The sequence below is a fragment of the Marinitenerispora sediminis genome (assembly GCF_003336425.1).
GTDB lineage: Bacteria > Actinomycetota > Actinomycetes > Streptosporangiales > Streptosporangiaceae > Marinitenerispora > Marinitenerispora sediminis.
Genome location: NZ_QEIO01000035.1, coordinates 1 through 19073, shown reverse-complemented (window position 1 = coordinate 19073; position 19073 = coordinate 1). Strand labels below are relative to the sequence as shown.

14 protein-coding genes and 1 tRNA gene are annotated in these 19073 nt (G+C 72.3%); 4 read left to right on the top strand and 11 right to left on the bottom strand.

Annotation, left to right across the window (positions count from 1 at the left end):
* Positions 1-95: 95 nt before the first annotated feature.
* Complete coding sequence (locus tag DEF28_RS09335) at positions 96-521, top strand: PPOX class F420-dependent oxidoreductase (protein ID WP_114396825.1); 426 nt, start codon at positions 96-98, stop codon at positions 519-521.
* A 175-nt stretch (positions 522-696) separates the two neighbouring features.
* On the opposite strand, the gene DEF28_RS09330 is transcribed toward DEF28_RS09335, so the two are convergent.
* Both DEF28_RS09330 and DEF28_RS09325 read right to left on the bottom strand, forming a co-directional pair.
* A complete protein-coding gene (locus DEF28_RS09330) occupies positions 697-1482 on the bottom strand; it encodes an ABC transporter (RefSeq protein WP_114396826.1) in 786 nt (261 codons plus the stop codon).
* Positions 1479-2447 (bottom strand): ATP-binding cassette domain-containing protein, encoded by a 969-nt coding sequence (locus DEF28_RS09325; protein WP_114396827.1) that lies wholly within the window; start codon positions 2445-2447, stop codon positions 1479-1481. Before DEF28_RS09325 ends, DEF28_RS09330 begins: the two co-directional genes overlap by 4 nt.
* 205 nt (positions 2448-2652) lie before the next feature.
* On the opposite strand from DEF28_RS09325, the gene DEF28_RS09320 reads away from it, so the two are divergent.
* From DEF28_RS09320 to DEF28_RS09310, 3 genes are all read left to right on the top strand, one after another.
* Entirely contained in the window at positions 2653-4347 is a 1695-nt protein-coding gene (locus tag DEF28_RS09320; protein WP_199493182.1) for a sensor histidine kinase, read from the top strand.
* Between the two features lie 30 nt (positions 4348-4377).
* The gene (locus DEF28_RS09315; protein ID WP_114396828.1) at positions 4378-5043 is read left to right on the top strand and encodes a response regulator; all 666 of its coding nucleotides are present in this window, start codon (positions 4378-4380) and stop codon (positions 5041-5043) included.
* Positions 5044-5321: 278 nt separating this feature from the next.
* Positions 5322-6587 (top strand): alpha/beta hydrolase family protein, encoded by a 1266-nt coding sequence (locus DEF28_RS09310; RefSeq protein ID WP_114396829.1) that lies wholly within the window; start codon positions 5322-5324, stop codon positions 6585-6587.
* Positions 6588-6889: 302 nt separating this feature from the next.
* Here the strand turns inward: DEF28_RS09310 and DEF28_RS09305 are convergent.
* From DEF28_RS09305 to dnaA, 9 genes are all read right to left on the bottom strand, one after another.
* Positions 6890-6963: transfer RNA gene (locus DEF28_RS09305), tRNA-Ile, on the bottom strand.
* 181 nt (positions 6964-7144) lie between these two features.
* Positions 7145-7519 carry a DUF3566 domain-containing protein gene (locus DEF28_RS09300; RefSeq protein ID WP_309485802.1) on the bottom strand — a complete coding sequence of 125 codons (375 nt, stop codon included), beginning with the start codon at positions 7517-7519 and terminating at the stop codon, positions 7145-7147.
* 382 nt (positions 7520-7901) lie between these two features.
* Positions 7902-10481: a DNA gyrase subunit A gene (gene gyrA, locus DEF28_RS09295; protein WP_114396831.1), complete on the bottom strand. Its 2580-nt coding sequence runs from the start codon at positions 10479-10481 to the stop codon at positions 7902-7904.
* 60 nt (positions 10482-10541) lie between these two features.
* Positions 10542-12479 carry a DNA topoisomerase (ATP-hydrolyzing) subunit B gene (gene gyrB / locus DEF28_RS09290; protein ID WP_114396832.1) on the bottom strand — a complete coding sequence of 646 codons (1938 nt, stop codon included), beginning with the start codon at positions 12477-12479 and terminating at the stop codon, positions 10542-10544.
* Positions 12480-12887: 408 nt separating this feature from the next.
* Positions 12888-13349, bottom strand: coding sequence for a DUF721 domain-containing protein (locus DEF28_RS09285; RefSeq protein ID WP_181874233.1), 462 nt, complete (start codon positions 13347-13349; stop codon positions 12888-12890).
* A 58-nt stretch (positions 13350-13407) separates the two neighbouring features.
* Complete coding sequence (recF, locus tag DEF28_RS09280) at positions 13408-14541, bottom strand: DNA replication/repair protein RecF (protein WP_114396834.1); 1134 nt, start codon at positions 14539-14541, stop codon at positions 13408-13410.
* Positions 14542-14720: 179 nt separating this feature from the next.
* Positions 14721-15611, bottom strand: a complete 891-nt coding sequence (gene gnd / locus DEF28_RS09275) for a phosphogluconate dehydrogenase (NAD(+)-dependent, decarboxylating) (protein WP_114396835.1) — start codon at positions 15609-15611, stop codon at positions 14721-14723.
* A 63-nt stretch (positions 15612-15674) separates the two neighbouring features.
* Complete coding sequence (dnaN, locus tag DEF28_RS09270) at positions 15675-16814, bottom strand: DNA polymerase III subunit beta (protein WP_114396836.1); 1140 nt, start codon at positions 16812-16814, stop codon at positions 15675-15677.
* Positions 16815-17586: 772 nt separating this feature from the next.
* A partial coding sequence (dnaA, locus tag DEF28_RS09265) for a chromosomal replication initiator protein DnaA (protein ID WP_325048993.1) occupies positions 17587-19073 on the bottom strand: 1487 nt, incomplete at its 5' end.

Genomic DNA, 19073 nt, shown 5'->3' with positions numbered 1-19073 from the left:
CGTGGTGGCTGCCGCCGGCCCCCCGCGACCGTTCCGGTCGGCACACCGCGGGGGACCAGGGCCCGTCGGAGACACCCTGCTTCGTACGGGAGATCATGCACGACATCCACGGCGGCGCCCTCGCCACGGCCCGCTACATCAGCCTGACCACGTTCCGCGCCGACGGCAGCGCCGTCGCCACACCGGTCTGGTTCGCGCCCGACCCCGACGGGCCGCGCCTGTACGTGACCTCGGACGTCGACGCCTACAAGGTCCGCCGCCTGCGCCGCGACCCTCGGGTGACCGTGGCACCCTGCGACATCGCCGGCCGGCTGGACCCCGACGCCGAGCCCGTACCCGGACGGGGCCGTGTCCTCGCCCCGGAGGACACCGCCCGGGTCCGCCGCCGGATCCGGCGCAGGTACGGCCGTGAGTACTGGCTCACCGGCCTGCGCCTGACGCTGACCCGGCAGCGCCGCCCCAGCGTCGGCATCGAGATCGTCCTCGCTCCCCACCATCCCGGCGCAGGCACCGGCAGGTAGACCCGAGGCCGACCGAGGCAGGCGGGCGGCACGGACGAGCGGTCACAGCGCCGTCCAGGCGGGCCCCGGACGGCCCGCGCCCGCTCCGACCGACCGGCCCCCGCTCCGGGGCCCGCGGAGCCGGCGAGCACCACGGGTCCGTCCGCCCCGGACCGGCGGGACGCCGTCGGCCGCGTCACGCGTCCCGTGCCCAGAAGACCGCGTACCCGGCGAGTTGGCTGACCGCCGCCCAGGCGGCGAGGACGGCCAGCGCCGGCCCCGGTCCATACGGGCCGCCGTCCCCGGCCGCCAGCGCCTGCCCGGCGGTGCCCGGGAGCAGGTCGGCCGCCGAGAGCAGCCATGCGACGCCGGACATCTCCAGCACCGTCGGAGCGACGAGCAGCAGCAGAACCAGGCCGACGAGCGTGCCGGCGGTGCCGCGCAGCGCGGTGGCCGTCCCGACCGCCACCGCGGCGAGCAGCACGAGGTAGCCGGTGAGGGCCGCCGCCGTCCGCGCCGCCTCGGCCGGCGCGAAGGCGCCGTGCCCGGGGAGCACCGTGGCCGCCACGGCGGTTCCGATGCCGATCAGCGGCGGTCCGGCGAGCAGGGCGACACCGCAGGACACCGCCGTCTTGGCGAGCAGCACGCGGCCGCGCAGCGGAGTGCGGCACAGCGTGACGGCGATACCGCCGGTGGCGTACTCCGCCGTGACGACGAGGGCAGCCAGCGCGACCACGGGAAGCTGCGCCAGCGCCATCGCCTCGGCGGCGGCCTGCGGAGCGGTCAGGGAGACGTCGTAGCCGTTCGCCGCGCTGGCCGCCACGGACATCGCGCTCACCGCGCACGCCACCGCCATCAGCGCCGTGGCGGCGAGCAGCAGCCACCACGTCGACCGGACCGTCCACAGCTTGGTCCACTCCGCGCGGACGGCGGCGACCAGCCCGCCGCCCGCCGGGCCGCGTCCCGGTGCGGGTGTCGTCATCCGCGCCGCCCCCGGATCCGGCCGGTGCCACCGCGCCCCCGGCGCCGCTCCCCGGACACGGCCGCGGTTCCTGCCCCCGGGACGCCAGTGGGCTCGCCGGTCACCCGGAGGTAGGCGTCCTCCAGATGGGCGGTCCGCTCAGCGAGCTCGTGCAGGCGGAGGCCCGCCCGGTGGGCGAGGTCGCCGACAGCCGCCGCGGTGCCGCCGGCGACGAGCAGTCCGTCCGCTCCGTACCGCTCGCTGGCGAGACCGGCCCGGGCGCACGCGCGGGCGAGCTCGTCCGCCTGCGGGCTGCGCACCCGTACCCCCGCCGACGCGCCGACGAAGTCCGCCAGCGGAGCGTCGGCGACGAGCCGTCCGCCCACGAGCACGACCAGGTGGTCGGCGGTCTCCTGCATCTCGCTCATAAGGTGGCTGGACACGAACACGGTACGGCCGTCCGCCGCCAGGGACCGGATGAGGCCGCGGATCCAGCGAACGCCGTCCGGATCGAGGCCGTTCACCGGCTCGTCCAGCACCACCGCGGCCGGGTCGCCGAGCAGGACGGCGGCGATCCCCAGCCGCTGCCGCATCCCCAGGGAGAACGTTCCGGCCCGGCGGTCCGCCACGTGACCGAGGCCGACCAGGTCCAGCATGTCGTCCACCCGCCGCGCGGGCACGCCGCCGGCGTGCGCCAGCGCCCGCAGGTGCGCCCGTGCGCTGCGGCCCGGATGCGCGGCGCCCGCGTCGAGCAGCGCACCGATCTCGCGGGCGGGGTACCGCAGCGCCGCGAAGGGACGCCCGCCGATCAGCGCCCGGCCGGATGTGGGGTGGTCCAGCCCCAAGAGGATCCGCATCGTCGTCGACTTGCCCGCACCGTTCGCGCCGAGGAAGCCGGTCACCTGGCCGGAACGCAGGGTGAGGGACAGGTTGTGGAGGGAGGTGGTGGCGCCGTAGCGCTTGGTCAGCCGCCGGAACTCGATCACGGCGACCCCGCGTTCACACTGTTCATGGCGCCAAGCTAGGAAGAAACCGGACAGCGGCCATCTCACCGTCGGAAAGCTCCGCACCTGTCTTTCGACAGATGCCGGTGCCTGCCGGCCGGTGCCACGCTGGTCACCAGGGGCCGGCCCGGTCCGACGCGGACCGGCGCGGACCGGCCCGGCCCCCGGCGGCGTGGGAGGAGGCCCGATGGACGGCGGCACGATGGCGGGGCGCCTGCGCACGGTGCTTCTCTCCGACGTGCTGATGTGGTCGGCACTCATGGTGCTGCCCATCGTCCTGGCCGTGTCGGCCACCGCCAGCGGGCTGGGGCCCGGGGCATGGGTGGACGCGGGGGCGGCGGGGGTCGTCCTCGGCGGCGCGGTGGCGCTGTCGCGGCGCTGGACCGTGGCGGCGCTGTGCGTGACCCTCGCGGCGGCGCTGGTGCAGCTCGCGGTGCGGGGCCCGGGTGACTCCGGCTTCCCGTTCGGGTGGCCGCTCGTCGCCACGGCCCTCTTCGGGTACCTGGCGGGCCACCGCCTGCCGCGGGCACGGCCGGTGCTGCTCGCCGCGGCCGGGGCCGCGGCGGTCGCCGTGCTGGGCGCCGTCGCGCGGCAGGTCGTTCCGCGTGGCGCGTTCGGCGTGCTGGCCGGGCTCCACGACGGGATCGTCGTCGCGCTCGCGCTGCTCCTCATGCTCGGGGTGCCCTGGATGGCGGGCCGCTACCGGCGGCAGCACGCCGAACTGGCCGCGGCCGGTTGGCAGCGGGCCGAGCTCCTGGAGCGCCAGCAGCGGATCGCCGCCGAGCAGGCGCGGCTTCGGGAGCGGGCCCGCATCGCCCAGGACATGCACGACTCCCTCGGCCACGAGCTGAGCCTCGTCGCACTGCGGGCGGCGGCGCTGCAGGTCGCACCGGACCTCGACGAGAGGCACCGCGCGGCGGTGCGGGAACTCCGGTCCGGGATCGCCGACGCGACCGAGCGCCTGCGCGACATCATCGGCGTCCTGCGGCCTGACGGCGATCCGGCTCCGGCAGCACCGACGCCCGAAGACGTCGACGTGCTGGTCTCACGTGCGAGGTCCTCCGGTCTGGTGGTGGAGCTGCACCGTACCGGGGAAGCCGCGGAGCCCCCGGCGGCGGTGGAGCGGGCCGTCCACCGTGTCGTGCAGGAGGGGCTGACGAACGCCGCCAAGCACGCGCCCGGGGCCGCGGTGCTGGTGCTGCTGGAGCAGTCGGCCGGCGCGACCGCCGTGACCGTGTCGAACGGGCCGCCGTCCGCGCCCGCGCCGGCGGCGAGCGGCGGGCGGCAGGGCCTGGTGGGCCTGCGCGAACGCGTCCGGCTGGCGGGCGGGACACTGCGGTCGGGGCCTCGGGGCAGCGGATTCGAGCTGGCTGCGGTGCTGCCGCACCGCGCCGCCCCGGCGCGCGCGGCGGCCGACGGGACGGATGACGCGTCTCTCCCGGATTCCGGGGAGGATCCGCCACCCGCGACCACCGGGGCCGCCCGCCACGCGTCAGGGCGGCGGATACGCCGCGGGCTCCGCAGGACGCTGGTCGGCCTGACGCTCGCGGGGAGCACGGCCGTCGTGGCCGCGCTCGGCATCGTCGCCCTGACCGGGCTGGGCAACCGGCTGGACGCCGACATCTACGAGGGGCTCCGGGTGGGGGAGCGGCGCGCCGCGGTCGAACGGCGGTTGCCGCCATCGCAGATCGTGGGCGTACCCGTCGCGGAGCCCCCGGCGCCGCGCGGGGCGACCTGCCGGTACTACTGGCCGAGCCACGCCGGCGACGACACCCTGTACTACCGGCTCTGCTTCGACGAGCACCACCTGGTCGCCAAGGACGCCGTGCCGCGCGAGGCCCTTTCGCCGGCCCCCGCCCCGCGCCGGCCCGCCGATAGCTGACCTCCGACCGCACCCGCGAGGACGACGCACGTGATCCGAGTACTGCTGGCCGACGACGAACCGCTGATCCGCGCCGGGGTCCGCACCATCCTGCGGTCGGATCCCCGGATCGACGTCGTGGCGGAAGCCCCCGACGGCCGGGCGGCCGTCGAACTCGCCCGGTCGCACCGGCCGGACGTCGCACTCCTCGACATCGTCATGCCCCGGCTCGACGGACTGGCCGCCGCCGCGGAGATCCGCCGCGTGCTTCCCGAGACCGCCGTCGTCATACTGACCACCTTCGCCGAGGACGACTACATCGCCCGTGCGCTCGGCGGCGGTGCGACCGGGTTCCTGCTCAAGACCGGCGACCCGGACGAGCTGCTGGCGGGTCTGCGGGCAGTGGCGGCGGGCGCGGCGTACCTGTCGCCGAGGATCGCCAAGCGGGTGATCACCGAACTCGCCGAGGGCCCCGGCGGCCGGTTGGCGGCCCGCGCCACTGCCCGCGACCGGGTCGCCGTACTGACCGACCGGGAGCGCGCGGTGCTGGCGCTCGTGGGCCGGGGGATGTCCAACGCGGAGATCGGACGCCGGCTGCACGTGGTGGAGGGCACCGTCAAGGTTTTCGTGAGCGCCATCCTCCGCCGGCTGGAGGTCCGCAACCGGGTCCAGGCCGCGATCGTCGCCTACCAGGCGGGGCTGGTCGACGGGTCGTGACACCCGCACGGCCCATGGCGGTGCGAACCAGCTCATCCCCGCCGGCGGCGCCCGGATCCGCGCGGCGCCCTGGCGGCGGGCAGCACGGCGCCCGCCGGCGGCCGGCTCGGCCCAGCCGCGGGGTGGGAGTCGGCCGCGAGGTGGGACACGACCGCGGGGGCCGGCACGGCCGAGCCCCGCCGCACGGCGAGCGCCCCCGCCCCCTATGGCTTTCGGCATGCCCGGCCGGCACCGAACGGCGGATGCCCCGCCCCGCGCCGCCGCCGAAGACTGGGGCCATGTGTTCCGGATACCCGCACCCCCGCCGACGGGCGGCCGCGGCCGCCACCGCCGCCGCCCTCGTGGCCGCCACCGCGGCCCTGCTGCTACCGACCGCCACCGCCCGAGCCGGCCACGCTCCGGACACCGTCACGCCGACGCTGCCCGCCCCCACCGGTCCGCACCGCCTGGGCACCTTCGACCTGCACCTCGTCGACGGGAACCGCCCCGACCCGTGGTCGCAGGACGGCGGCCCGCGCGAGGTCATGGCCAGCGTCTGGTACCCGGCGGACCCGCGGGCGTCCGGCCCGCGCACGCCCTACCTGCCGCGCGGCCTGGCCTCGTTCTACGAGCAGTCGGTCGAGGCGATCGGAGCCCCCGCGGACAGCGTCGACTTCACGGGCGTCCGCAGCCACGCGCGCACCCGTGTTCCGGCCGCGCCAGGGGCGGCGGACCTGCCCGTACTCCTGTACTCACCCGGCGGCGGCCTGTCCCGGATGCTGGGCACCACCCTGGTCGAAGAACTCGCGAGCCGCGGCTACGTGGTGGTGACCGTCGACCACACCTTCCAGGCCCCGGTCGAGCTACCGGACGGAATGGAGTTCCCCGCGTCCGACGTGGACATGACCGAAGCGCTGCGGGAGCGCGTCCGCGACATGGGGTTCGTGCTCGACGCACTCACCGGACTCCGAGCCGGCGACAACCCCGACACCCTCGGCCGCCCGGTCCCGGAGGGCGTCGCCGCCGCCCTCGATCTGTCGCGGGTCGGCATGTTCGGCCACTCGATGGGCGGTTACGCGAGCGCGGAGACGATGCTCACCGACCCGCGCGTCGACGCCGGCGTCAACATGGACGGCAGCATGCCGCCGCGCCACGGCCAGGCCGCGGAGACCGGCGTCGACCGCCCCTTCCTCCTGATGGGAGCCGGCACCAGCGGCGACGCCGACCTGCCGCACCACCACCTCGACACCCCGGAGTGGCGCACCTTCTGGGACCGCTCCACCGGCTGGCGGCGCGACCTCTACATGGCGGACGGCGAGCACATGAGCTTCACCGACTACCAGGTCCTGCTCCCACAGCTCGCGGACGCCCTGGAACTCGCCACCGGCGACCAGAACGAGGAGGAACTCCTGGCCGGCTCCATCGGCACGGCCGACCCGGACAGCAGCCTGGCGGCGCAGCGCGCGTACCTGACGGCGTTCTTCGACCTGCATTTGCGCGACGGCTCGGGCGAGCTGTTCGAGGGGCCGTCGGCAGAGCACCCGGTGGTGGAGCTGATCGAGTAGCCGGCGAACGGATCGGGGCGCACCGTCACCCCGACCCGAGCGGCGAGCGCGAGCCGTCGACTCGCTCCTGTACGGCGTCACCGCCGAAGCATGCCGGGGCGGCGCCGCGCGGTCGCCGTGGAGATCCGCACGCTTGTCGACGAGGAGACACAGCGGCAAATCTTCCGCCAGCTGGCCGGACCCTGGTTCGGTGGCAATGGGAACAGCGCCCGAGAACGGCCGCGTCGCCGGTTGCCCGCACTGCTGAATGCCGAAGGCCCCTGCCGGACATCCGACAGGGGCCTTCGCGCAGGTCAGCTATGTGGGCGTACCAGGACTTGAACCTGGGGCCTCATCCTTATCAGGGATGCGCTCTAACCGACTGAGCTATACGCCCGCGTACCTCTGGGACTCTATCGCACTCCGCCTACCGGGGCGAACCGGTTCGGTGAGGTGGGCAGGGCCCTCGGTGGTGGGGGAGGGGTGTGCTGGACGCCCTCTCCGGTACCGATTCTAGCGTGGGGCGGGCAGTGCTCGGGCCCCCGGCGAGGTGGCGGGGGCCCGGGGCGTCGGCGGTGTTACTCGGACTCGCTGAGGGTGACGTCGATGCCGCCCACGAGGTCGGACGCGAGGTTGTACAGGATCGCGCCGACGAAGGCCAGCGCGGTGATCACCATGATGTTCAGCGCGCCGAACAGGCCCGTGTAGCCGAGGACGCGGGCCGGGGAGAACCAGGACGCCGGGTTCAGGGCGAGTTCGTCGCCCTCGCCCCCGTCGGTCAGGGAGGTGATCAGCTCGGTCACGGCGTCGAAGACGCCCAGCATCGACAGGACGAAGTAGATCACCGCCACGGCGACGAACAGGATGATGAAGCACACCAGCGAGATGACGAAGCTGAACTTCATCACCGACCACGGCTCGACCCGGCTCACGGTGAGGTGGGCCTTGCGCATGCTGCCTGTGCTCTTCGTCGCCGGGGCAGGAGCGGGCCTGGACTCCGGTGCCGTCATGGTCGCATCACCCTGTTCAGCGCTGTCGGCCGACGGCGCGCCCGACGCGTGCCCGCCGGTGCTCGTGTCGGGGTCCGCGCCGGCCTGGTCCCGGGCGGCGGAATCCCCTTGTGCGTTGTCAGACATAGCCACGTTACCGCTGGACTTTCCATCTACGGGTCGGGTCGGCAGAGCCGTGAGACGGCGGTACTCCACCGGACGGTTGGCAGGTGCTGCTGTGGGTTGTGGCCGCGCACCCGGACGCCCGCGGGCCCGGGGCGGGGAGGGGGACGACCGGCGTCCCCCTCGCCCGTCCGGGCCCGTTCACGGCGGCGGGCGGGGAGGGTTATTCGGCGTTGTCGTCCGGGGTGGTCGCCTCAGCCGGCTCGACCGCTCCGGCACCGTCCCCGTCGGCGTCCTCGACGTCCTCCTCCATCGCCTCGGCGTTGCGGGCGATGGCGACCACGTGGTTGCCGTCGTCGAGGTTCATCAGGCGCACCCCCATGGTGGCACGTCCCGACTGCTTGATCTCCGCGCTGCGGGTGCGGATGACCCCGCCGCCCGAGGTGATCGCGAAGACCTCGTCCTCCTCCGGGCGCACCATGAGCGCACCGACCAGCTTGCCGCGCGCCTCGACGATCTTGGCCGTGAGCACGCCCTTGCCGCCGCGGTTCTGCACCGGGTACTGCTCGGCCGGGGTCCGCTTGGCGTAGCCGCCCTCCGTGGCCACCAACACGTCGGTCGGGCCGTCGGACTCGCGGATCACGTCCATGCTGAGCAGGTAGTCGCCTTCGAGGAACCGCATCCCGATGACGCCGCTGGTCGCCCGCCCCATGGGGCGCAGCGACTCGTCGGAGGCCGGGAACCGGATGGCCTGCGCGTCGCTGCTGATCAGCAGCAGGTCGTCGGTCGGGAAAACCAGCCGGGCCGCGATCAGCTCGTCGTCCTCACGCAGGTTGATGGCGATGATGCCGGCCGCACGCGCGGAGTCGAACTCGGCCAGCCGGGACTTCTTCACCAGGCCCGACCGGGTGGCCAGCACCAGGTAGGGCGCGGTCTCGTAGTCACGCAGTGTCATGACCTGCGCGATCTCCTCGTCCGGCAGGAACGGCACCAGGTTCGCGACGTGCTGGCCCCGGGCGTCGCGCGCCGCCTCGGGCAGCTCGTAGGCCTTGGTGCGGTACACCCGGCCCTTGTTCGTGAAGAACAGCACCCAGTTGTGGGTGGTGGTCACGAAGAAGTGCTGGACGATGTCGTCCTGCTTGAGCTGCGCGCCGCGGACGCCCTTGCCGCCGCGCTTCTGCGCCCGGTAGTTGTCGATCCGGGTGCGCTTGGCGTATCCGCCGCGGGTGATCGTGACCACGATCTCCTCCTCGGCGATGAAGTCCTCCATACGCATGTCGCCCTCGAAGGGGACGATGTGCGTACGGCGCTCGTCGGCGTACTTCTCGACGATCTCCGCCAGCTCGTCGCGCACGATCGTGCGCTGCCGGGGCAGCGAGCCGAGGATGTCGCTGTAGTCCGCGATCTGCGTCATCAGCTCGTCGTACTCGTCGGTGAGCTGCCGGCGCTCCAGCGCCGCGAGCTTGCGCAGCTGCATGTCGAGGATGGCGCGGGCCTGGATGTCGTCGATCTCCAGGAGCGCCATCAGCCCGGTCTTGGCCTCGTCCGCCGACGCGCTGCCGCGGATGAGCGCGATGACGTCGTCGATGCGGTCGATCGCCTTGAGCAGCGCGCGCAGGATGTGCGCCCGCTCCTCGGCCTTGCGCAGCAGGTACCGGGTGCGCCGGACGATGACCTCGATCTGGTGGGTGACCCAGTGCCGGATCAGCTGGTCCAGCCGCAGCGTGCGCGGCACACCGTCGACCAGGGCCAGCATGTTGGCGCCGAAGGTCTCCTGGAGCTGGGTGTGCTTGTACAGGTTGTTCAGCACGACCTTGGCGACGGCGTCGCGCTTGAGCACGATCACCAGCCGCTGGCCGGTACGCCCGCTCGTCTCGTCCTTGACGTCAGCGATCCCGGTGATCTTGCCGTCCTTGACCAGGTCGGCGATCTTCAGCGCCAGGTTGTCGGGATTCACCTGGTAGGGGAGTTCGGTGACGACCAGGCACTGCCGGCCGCGGCCGTCCTCCTCGATCTCGACCACGGCCCGCATGGTGATGGAGCCGCGGCCGGTCCGGTAGGCGTCCTCGATGCCCCGCCGGCCGACGATGAGGCCGCTGGTCGGGAAGTCCGGGCCCTTGATCCGCTCGATCAGGGCGTCGAGCAGCTCCTCGTCGGAGGTGTCCGGGTTCTCCAGGTACCAGTTGACGCCGGCGGCGACCTCGCGCAGGTTGTGCGGCGGGATGTTCGTCGCCATGCCGACCGCGATACCGGCCGAGCCGTTCACCAGCAGGTTGGGGAACCGCGCCGGCAGTACGATGGGCTCCTGGGAGCGGCCGTCGTAGTTCGGCCGGAAGTCGACGGTGTCCTTGTCGATGTCCCGCAGCATCTCCATGGCCAGCGGCGCGAGCTTGCACTCGGTGTAGCGCATGGCCGCCGCGGGGTCGTTGCCCGGCGAGCCGAAGTTGCCGTTGCCGTCGACCAGCGGCATCCGCATGGACCACGTCTGCGCCAGCCGCACCAGGGTGTCGTAGATCGGCGAGTCGCCGTGCGGGTGGTAGTTGCCCATGACGTCGCCGACGACGCGGGCGCACTTGAAGTAGCCGCGGTCGGGGCGGTAGCCGCCGTCGTACATGGCGTAGAGCACCCGCTGGTGCACCGGCTTGAGGCCGTCGCGCACGTCGGGCAGCGCGCGGCCGACGATGACCGACATCGCATAGTCGAGGTAGCTGCGCTGCATCTCGACCTGGATGTCGACAGGCTCGACCCGGTGGTGCTGGTTCTCGGTTTCCTCCGGAGCTTCCGGGGTGTTCGCATCCGTCACGGGATGTCGATCCTTTTCTGGTGAGTCGTTCGCTGCCGTCGAGGTGCCTCGCGAAGGCCGCTAGATGTCAAGGAAGCGGACGTCCCGGGCGTTGCGCTGGATGAAGGAGCGCCGGGCCTCGACGTCCTCGCCCATGAGCACGCTGAACATCTCGTCGGCCTGGGCCGCGTCGTCCAGCGACACCTGGAGCAGCACCCGCCGCGCCGGGTCCATGGTGGTGTCCCAGAGCTCGGCCGCGTTCATCTCACCCAGGCCCTTGAAGCGCTGGACGAGGTCGCGCGGGCGCGGGTCGCGCTTGCCCGCGGCGATACCAGCGGCGATGGTCTCGTCGCGCTCGCGGTCGGAGAACACGTAGTCGGCGTCGCTGCCGCGCGAGTCCCACTTGATCTTGTACAGCGGCGGCTGGGCGATGTAGACGTGGCCCGCCTCGATCAGCGGCTTCATGAACCGGAACAGCAGGGTGAGCAGCAGCGTGCGGATGTGCTGGCCGTCGACGTCGGCGTCGGCCATGAGGATGATCTTGTGGTACCGCAGCTTCTCGATGTCGAAGTCGTCGTGGATCCCGGTGCCCAGCGCGGTGATGATCGCCTGGACCTCGTTGTTCTTGAGGATCCGGTCGATGCGGGCCTTCTCCACGTTGAGGATCTTGCCGCGGATGGGCAGGATCGCCTGGTAGTGCGGGTCGCGGCCGCCCTTGGCGGAGCCGCCCGCCGAGTCGCCCTCGACGATGTAGAGCTCGCACTTCTCCGACTCGGTCGACTGGCAGTCCGACAGCTTGCCGGGCAGCGACGTGGACTCCAGCAGCGTCTTGCGCCGGGTGAGGTCGCGGGCCTGCCGCGCCGCGATCCGGGCCCGGGCCGCCTGGCCGGCCTTGCTGATGACGTCCTTGGCCTCGCCGGGGTTGCGGTCGAACCAGTCGCGCAGGTGCTCGTTGCACACCTTCTGCACGAACGACTTGGCCTCGGTGTTGCCCAGCTTGGTCTTGGTCTGCCCCTCGAACTGGGGGTCGGCCAGCTTCACCGAGATGATGGCGGTGAGGCCCTCGCGGACGTCGTCACCGGTGAGGTTGTCGTCCTTCTCGCGGAGCAGCTTCTGGTCGCGCGCGTACCGGTTGACGATCGACGTCAGCGCCGAGCGGAACCCCTCCTCGTGGGTGCCGCCCTCCGCCGTGTTGATGGTGTTGGCGAAGGTGTGCACCGAGGAGGTGTAGGACTGGTTCCACTGCATCGCGATCTCGACCGAGATGCCGTCGCCCTCCTCCTCGAAGTCGATCACGGAGGCGTGCGCGGCCTCCTTCGTCGCGTTGATGTGCCGGACGAAGTCGGAGAGTCCGCCCTCATAGTGGTAGGTGTGCACGGTGGGCGCGTCGGCCACGAACTCCGGCCGCTCGTCGCGGATGGTGATGGACAGCCCCTTGTTCAGGAACGCCATCTCCTGCAGCCGCCGCGCCAGCGTCTCGAAGCTGTAGGTCGTGGTCTCGAAGATGCTGGGATCGGCCCAGAAGGTGATCTGGGTCCCGGTCTCCTCGGTGTCCTCGCCCCTCGCGAGGTCGCCGGTCGGCCGCGCCATCTCGTAGCTCTGCCGCCACACGCTGCCGTCGCGCCGGACCTCGACGTCGAGCCGGGTGGACAGCGCGTTGACGACGGAGGCGCCCACACCGTGCAGGCCACCGGAGACGGCGTAGGACTTGCCGTCGAACTTGCCGCCCGCGTGCAGCGTGGTGAAGACCAGTTCGATGGCCGGCCGCTTCTCCACCGGGTGCAGGTCGACGGGGATACCGCGGCCGTTGTCGGCGACACGCACCCCGCCGTCGGCGAGCAGGGTCACCTCGATCGCGCTGGCGGCCCCGGCCAGGGCCTCGTCCACGGAGTTGTCCACGATCTCGTAGACCAAGTGGTGCAGACCACGTTCACCGGTGGATCCGATGTACATGCCGGGGCGCTTGCGAACCGCCTCGAGCCCTTCAAGAACAGTGATTGATCGAGCGTCGTAGGCCAAGTGTGCACACCCTCCTGCTGGGGACGCCTACCAGCCTCTCAGGGCAACTGGCCAGCGAGCACGATGACCGTGGGGCGTTCAGAGGTACACAACCGCCCCCGCCTGGCACCGCTCACTTCGCCCAGTTTCCTGCCCCCCGCTCTTGGGGCGGGCTTTGCCGGCGGAAGCGTCCGAAGAACCGGTTTCATGATACCGCGCGCGTCGCCGGAAAGTGGCATTCGCGGCGCTGTGCTGCCCGACAACGGGTGAATATGGCGGGACTCAAGCCCCCACACACACCCGCCCCTGCCGACAAAGTTCCGCGCCGTTCAGTGCCCGCTGCGGGGATCTGCTCCCCCGAAGAGCGTCAGCTCCGGGTCATGGGCACACCGGGCAACGGTCAGCCGGCGCAGGGGCGGCCAGACGGCGTCAGCGGACCCGCAGCGGGCCGGCGGAGCGGCTGCGGCCGGGCCCCTGGACGCGGATCGAACGCACGGTGCCGTGTCCCAGCTCCTCGTTCAGCCGCCGCATCAGGTCGCGGACCATCGCCCGCGCGTGCGCGGCCATGGTGGGGGAGTCGGCGGCGATGACGAGCTCGCCCTCCTCGTAGCTGACCGGGTGGAGGTGCTGGGCGTTGAACTCACCCACGATCTCCGTCCACCGGCCGAACACCCCGCCGATCGCCACCTGCTCCTGCCAGCCGTGCTCGACGAGCCAGGCCCGGACCGCGTCACCGAAGAGCTGCGGTTCGCGGCGGGACCGGAGCGGGGTGCGGCGGGTCCGCCGCGGAGCGGCCCCCGGGGCGGCACCGCGCTCCTTCGCGGCCGCGCGCGCCTGGGCGAGCGCCTGGCGGGCGAGTTCGATCCCAGTGGGCGCGGCCGCGCCGTCCACATCCTGTGGACGGTCGCCGTGAGCGGACGCCGCGGCCTCCCCCTGCGGGCGCTCGGCGCTACTCACGCTCCACCCGGCCCTCGCCCACCCGGAACCGGGTGCCCACGAGTTCTTCCGGCACGTCACCGGGCACGGCCGCGCTCACCAGCACCTGCTCCGCGGTGCGCACGTGCTCGGCGAGCCGGCGCCGGCGCTCGGCGTCGAGCTCGGCGAAGACGTCGTCCAGGATGAGGACGGGATCGTCGCCGTCGGCGCGCAGCAGCTCGAAGCCGGACAGCCGGAGCGCGAGCGCGTAGGACCACGCCTCCCCCTGGCTGGCGTACCCCTTCGCCGGGAGATCGGCCAGCCGCAGCTGGAGGTCGTCGCGGTGCGGTCCGGTCAGGCTCACCCCGCGCTGCAGCTCCTGGGGGCGCGCCTCGGACAACGCGCCGCGGAGCAGCTCGGCCAGAGCGGCGCGGTCCGCCGGCAGGTGGCCCTCGTCCGGGGCGGCGGAGCTGCGGTAGTGCAGGGCGGGCGGCCCGCCGGAGCTCGTGAGCTCGCCGTAGGCCTTGGCGACGAGCGGCTGGAGTTCGGCGACGAGGGCCAGGCGGGCGGCCAGCAGCTCCGCACCGGCGGCGGCCAGGTGCTCGTCCCAGACGTCCAGCGTGGACAGGTCGGGCTCGGCGCGCTGCCGGAAGTACCGGGCCGACGCCGACTTCAGCAGGGCGTTGCGCTGCTTGAGCACCCGCTCGTAGTCGGAGCGGACACCGGCGAAGCGGGGCGCCCGGGCCACCAGCAGTTCGTCCAGGAAGCGGCGGCGCTCGCCCGGGTCGCCCTTCACGAGGGCGAGGTCCTCGGGGGCGAAGAGCACGGTGCGCAGGACGCCGAGCACCTCGCGGGGCCGGGGCACCGGGGAGCGGTTCAGCCGGGCGCGGTTGGCCCGGCCGGGGGTGATCTCCAGTTCGACCAGGGCGCGCTGGTCGCCGCGTACCACGGCCGCGCGGACAATGGCGCGTTCAGCCCCCCGCCGGACCAGCGGGGCGTCCGTGGCCACGCGGTGGCTGCCAAGGGTGGCCACGTAGCCGATGGCCTCGACGAGGTTCGTCTTGCCCTGGCCGTTCGGCCCCACGAACGTGCTGATCCCGGGTTCCAGCTCCAGGTACGCGGATTCGTAGGACCGGTAGTCGGCCAGTTGCAGGTGCGAGACGTACATCTGGCCTCCAATCGTCGGCGAAGGGCGGGGCGGCATGCTGGCCGGCACTGCGGGCGGCCCCCCGTTTCGGGTGGTGTTTCACGTGAAACACCACCCGAAACGGGGGGGGAGTTCTTGCGCCGAACCGCACGCCGGTCCGGTCGGGCGGCGGGAGAACCCGCCGCCAGGCCCGCGGCCGACTACGCGGAGTCGCCGGTGCTCTTGGTCACCGCGTGCCCGCCGAACTGGTTGCGCAGCGCCGCGACGACCTTCATCGCCGGGCTGTCGTCCTGACGCGAGGCGAACCGGGCGAACAGCGCCGCGGTGATCACCGGCGCTGGGACCGCGTGGTCGACGGCGGCCTGCACCGTCCAGCGCCCCTCCCCGGAGTCCTGCGCGTAGCCGCGGATGCCCTCCAGCTCCGGGTCCTCCTCCAGTGCCCGCACGAGCAGGTCGAGGAGCCACGAGCGCACGACGGTGCCCTCGCGCCAGCTGTCGAAGGTACCGGCGACGTCATCGACGACGTCCGAGGCGGCCATGAGCTCGTAGCCCTCCGCGAAGGCCTGCATCATGCCGTACTCGATGCCGTTGTGCACCATCTTCACGAAATGTCCGGCACCAACCCCGCCGGCGTGCACGTAGCCACCTCCGGAGTCGGGGGTGAGCGCGTCGAAGATGGGCTTGGCGTGCGCGACGTCCTCCGCGGCACCGCCGACCATGATGCCGTAGCCGTTCTGCCGGCCCCAGACCCCGCCGCTGACGCCCGCGTCGACGTAGCGGATGCCCTTGGCGCTCAGCTGCCCGGCGTGCCGGCGGTCGTCCACGTAGTGGGAGTTGCCGCCCTCGATGACGAGGTCTCCGGGCGCCAGCAGTTCGGCGAGCTCCTCGATGGTGTCCGTGGTGGGCTTGCCGGCCGGGACCATCAGCCACACGGTGCGCGGGACCGGCAGCCGCTCGACGAGCTCGGCGAGCGTGTCGACGTCGCGGAGGTCGGGGGAGCGGTCGTAACCGACCACCTCGTGCCCCTTCTCGCGAAGCCGTGCGGCCATGTTGCCGCCCATCTTGCCGAGGCCGATCAGACCCAGTTGCATGCTCGTGACTCCCCCAGTGCGGCCCGTGGACATGTGGACAAATCTACGTGTCGGCCGATCGGCTCAGCTCGACAGCCGGACCGGCATGATCAGGTACCGGTAGTCCGCGTCGGCGCCGTCCTCGGCGGGCTTGCCGGTGATGATCGCCGGCTTGGTCGAGGTCGTGAACTGCAGGCGGGCGATGTCGGAGTCGATGGCGTTCAGGCCGTCGAGCAGGAACGCGGAGTTGAAGGCGATCTGGATGTCGTCGCCTTCGAGGCCGGCTTCGAGCACCTCGACCGCCTGGGCCTCGTCGCCGGTGCCCGCCTCCAGGACCAGCTGGCCGTCGCTGAACGCCAGGCGGAGGGGGGTGTTGCGCTCCGCGACCAGCGAGACGCGCTTCACCGCCTCGATGAACTCCGACTTCTGCACCTCTGCGACCGAGTTGAACGTGTCCGGGAGCAGCGCCCGGTACTTCGGGAAGTCCCCGTCGAGCAGGCGCGTGGTGGTGCGCCGGCCGCCGCCAGAGAAGCCGATCATGCCTTCGGCGGTCTTGCCGGCGGAGAGCGCGATGGAGACCTCGGCGCCCGTCGTGAGCGACTTGGCGGTGTCGGCGAGGGTCTTGGCCGGCACGAGCGCGACCGCCGAGAGCTCGGGGTTCTCAGGCTTCCAGGTGAGCTCCCGGACAGCGAGCCGGTAGCGGTCGGTGGACGCGAGGGTGACGGTCTCGCCCTCGATCTCGACGCGGACACCGGTGAGCATGGGCAGTGTGTCGTCCCGCCCGGCCGCGACGGCCACCTGGCTGACGGCGGCGGCGAACGCGTCGCTGCCGACCGAGCCGGTGAGCTGCGGCATGTCCGGCAGGGTCGGGTAGTCCTCGACCGGCAGCGTCAGCAGGGTGAACTTCGCGGAGCCGCAGGCCACCACGACCTTGGCGCCGTCGGTGCTGATCTCGACCGTCTGCGGCGGAAGGTTCCGGGTGATCTCGGCCAGCAGCCGCCCCGAGACGAGGGTCGTGCCGGGCTCCTCGACATCGATCTCGACCGACACCTGGGCGGAGACCTCGTAGTCGAAGCTGGAGAGCTTCAGCCGGTGCTGGCCGTCGTGCTCCCCGGCGTCCAGCAGCATTCCAGCCAGGACGGGAACGGAAGGCCGGACCGGCAGCGTACGAGCGGTCCAGGCGACGGCGTCGGCGAGCACGTCACGTTCGACCCGGAACTTCACTATCCGACTCTCTTTCCTCAAGGACTACAGGCCCGGAGGGCACGGCGTACCCCCGCGTCATCACTGGACATCCAGGCTGCGTACGGATCACGGCACCGCAGGGTGTGCGGTCCCTCGGTCGGGTCCCGCCACCGGATGCGTCAAGGGGACAGCTCCCCACGGTACCCGGATTCCACGGGAGCCGCTGCCCACCGCCACCGATTGGTCGACGAGAGGGCCCGAACTCCGAGGGACCGTCGGGGCTCGGTGCGGTCGTCCGAACGCGGGGTGAGCGTTCGAGGTCGAGGAGCGCCGAGTTGTCCACAGAAAGGGCCCAACCCTGATTTCCAAGCCCCATCGATCTCTATAGGAGGCGTCGTAGTAGTAGGGGCTGTGGATAATGTGGATAACCAGTGTTTTCGCAGGTCGGCCCACGGATTTTTGTCCACCGGCCCTGTGGGTGACGGCTGGGGAAAACTCGGGCGACTGTGGACGGCGCCGCTGTCCACACAGACGATCCACAGGTCGTCCACCGGTTATCCACGGGTTATCCACCGGCTATGCACAGTGCCGGTGATCGGGTGATCGGATCACCGGGCAGCGACCGCACATCCTCTCCACAGGTTTCCCACAGCTCCAGCCCGGTTATCCGCAGGGTTATCCACAGGCATGGGGAAAGCGGGACGCGCCTTCCCCGGGGGAGAAGGCGCGTCCACGTGGCTGTGCACCGGGTGTGCGTCCGGGCGCGTCGGCTCGTGGAGGGCCGGCCGGCCGCGGATTCCGCGAGCCGGGATCAGACGTTGCGCGACTGCTGCTTGATGCGGTTGGTGAGCTCGGTGACCTGGTTGTATATCGACCGGCGCTCCGCCATGAGCGAGCGGATCTTGCGGTCGGCGTGCATGACGGTGGTGTGGTCGCGTCCGAACTGCTGGCCGATCTTGGGCAGTGAGAGGTCGGTCAGCTCCCGGCACAGGTACATGGCGATCTGGCGGGCGGTCACCAGCACCCGGGACCGCGAGGTGCCGCACAGGTCGTCCGTGGTCAGCCCGAAGTAGGACGCCGTCTGCGCCATGATGGCCGACGCCGTGATCTCCGGGCCCTCGTCGTCGGGGATCAGGTCCTTCAGGACGATCCCGGTGAGGTGCAGGTCCACGGACTGCCGGTTCAGGCTGGCGAACGCGGTGACCCGGATCAGGGCGCCCTCCAGCTCGCGGATGTTCGTGGAGATCTTGCTCGCGATGAACTCCAGCACCTCGGGTGGTGCGGCGAGACCCTCCTGGGCGGCCTTCTTGCGGAGGATCGCGATCCGCGTCTCCAGCTCCGGCGGCTGGACGTCGGTGATGAGGCCCCACTCGAACCGGTTGCGCAGCCGGTCCTCGAGGGTGACCAGCTGCTTCGGCGGCCGGTCGCTGGAGATCACGATCTGCTTGTTGGAGTTGTGCAGCGTGTTGAAGGTGTGGAAGAACTCCTCCTGCGTCTGCTCCTTGTTCTCCAGGAACTGGATGTCGTCCACAAGGAGCACGTCGATGTCGCGGTAGCGCCGCCGGAAGCCGTCGGCCTTGCCGTCGCGGATCGAGTTGATGAACTCGTTGGTGAACTCCTCGGAGCTGACGTAGCGCACCCGGGCGCCGTCGTAGAGGCGCTGGGTGTAGTGGCCGATGGCGTGCAGGAGGTGCGTCTTGCCCAGGCCGGACCCGCCGTAGACGAAGAGCGGGTTGTAGGCCTTGGCCGGCGCCTCGGCCACCGCCACCGCCGCGGCATGGGCGAACCGGTTGCTGGAGCCGATCACGAACGTGTCGAACGTGTACTTCGGGTTCAGCCGGGCCGGCTCGGTGGAGGCGGGCTGCTGGCCGCTGTCGGCGCCGTCCTCGGCGCCGGGCAGCGGTCCGGGCGGCCGCGCGGTGCCGCCGCCGGCGTGGTCGGTGCCGCTCCACCCGTCCGGTCCCGCGGCCTGGTCGGGGCGGTGCGCGCCGGGATGCCCGGCGCCGGGCTGCTCCCAGGCCGGGGTCTCCCAGCGGTTCGGGGCGTCCCACCGCGGGGGCTCGGTCCAGCCCCGGTACCGGGGGTCCTCGCGCGGCTGCGGGTCGTGGCGCCGCTCGTCGGCGAACCACCCGCTGCTGCCGTGCACGGCGGGATCGGTGAGCCGCTGGGGATCGCTGTCGGAGGGGCCGGCGAGGAGGTCGTCGCCGCGCCGGTGGGCGGGATAGCCGCCGGTGCCCGGCCGCGGCGCCGGTCCGGTGGACTCGTCGCGCAGCTCACCGGGCTGGCGGGCGGCGGGGG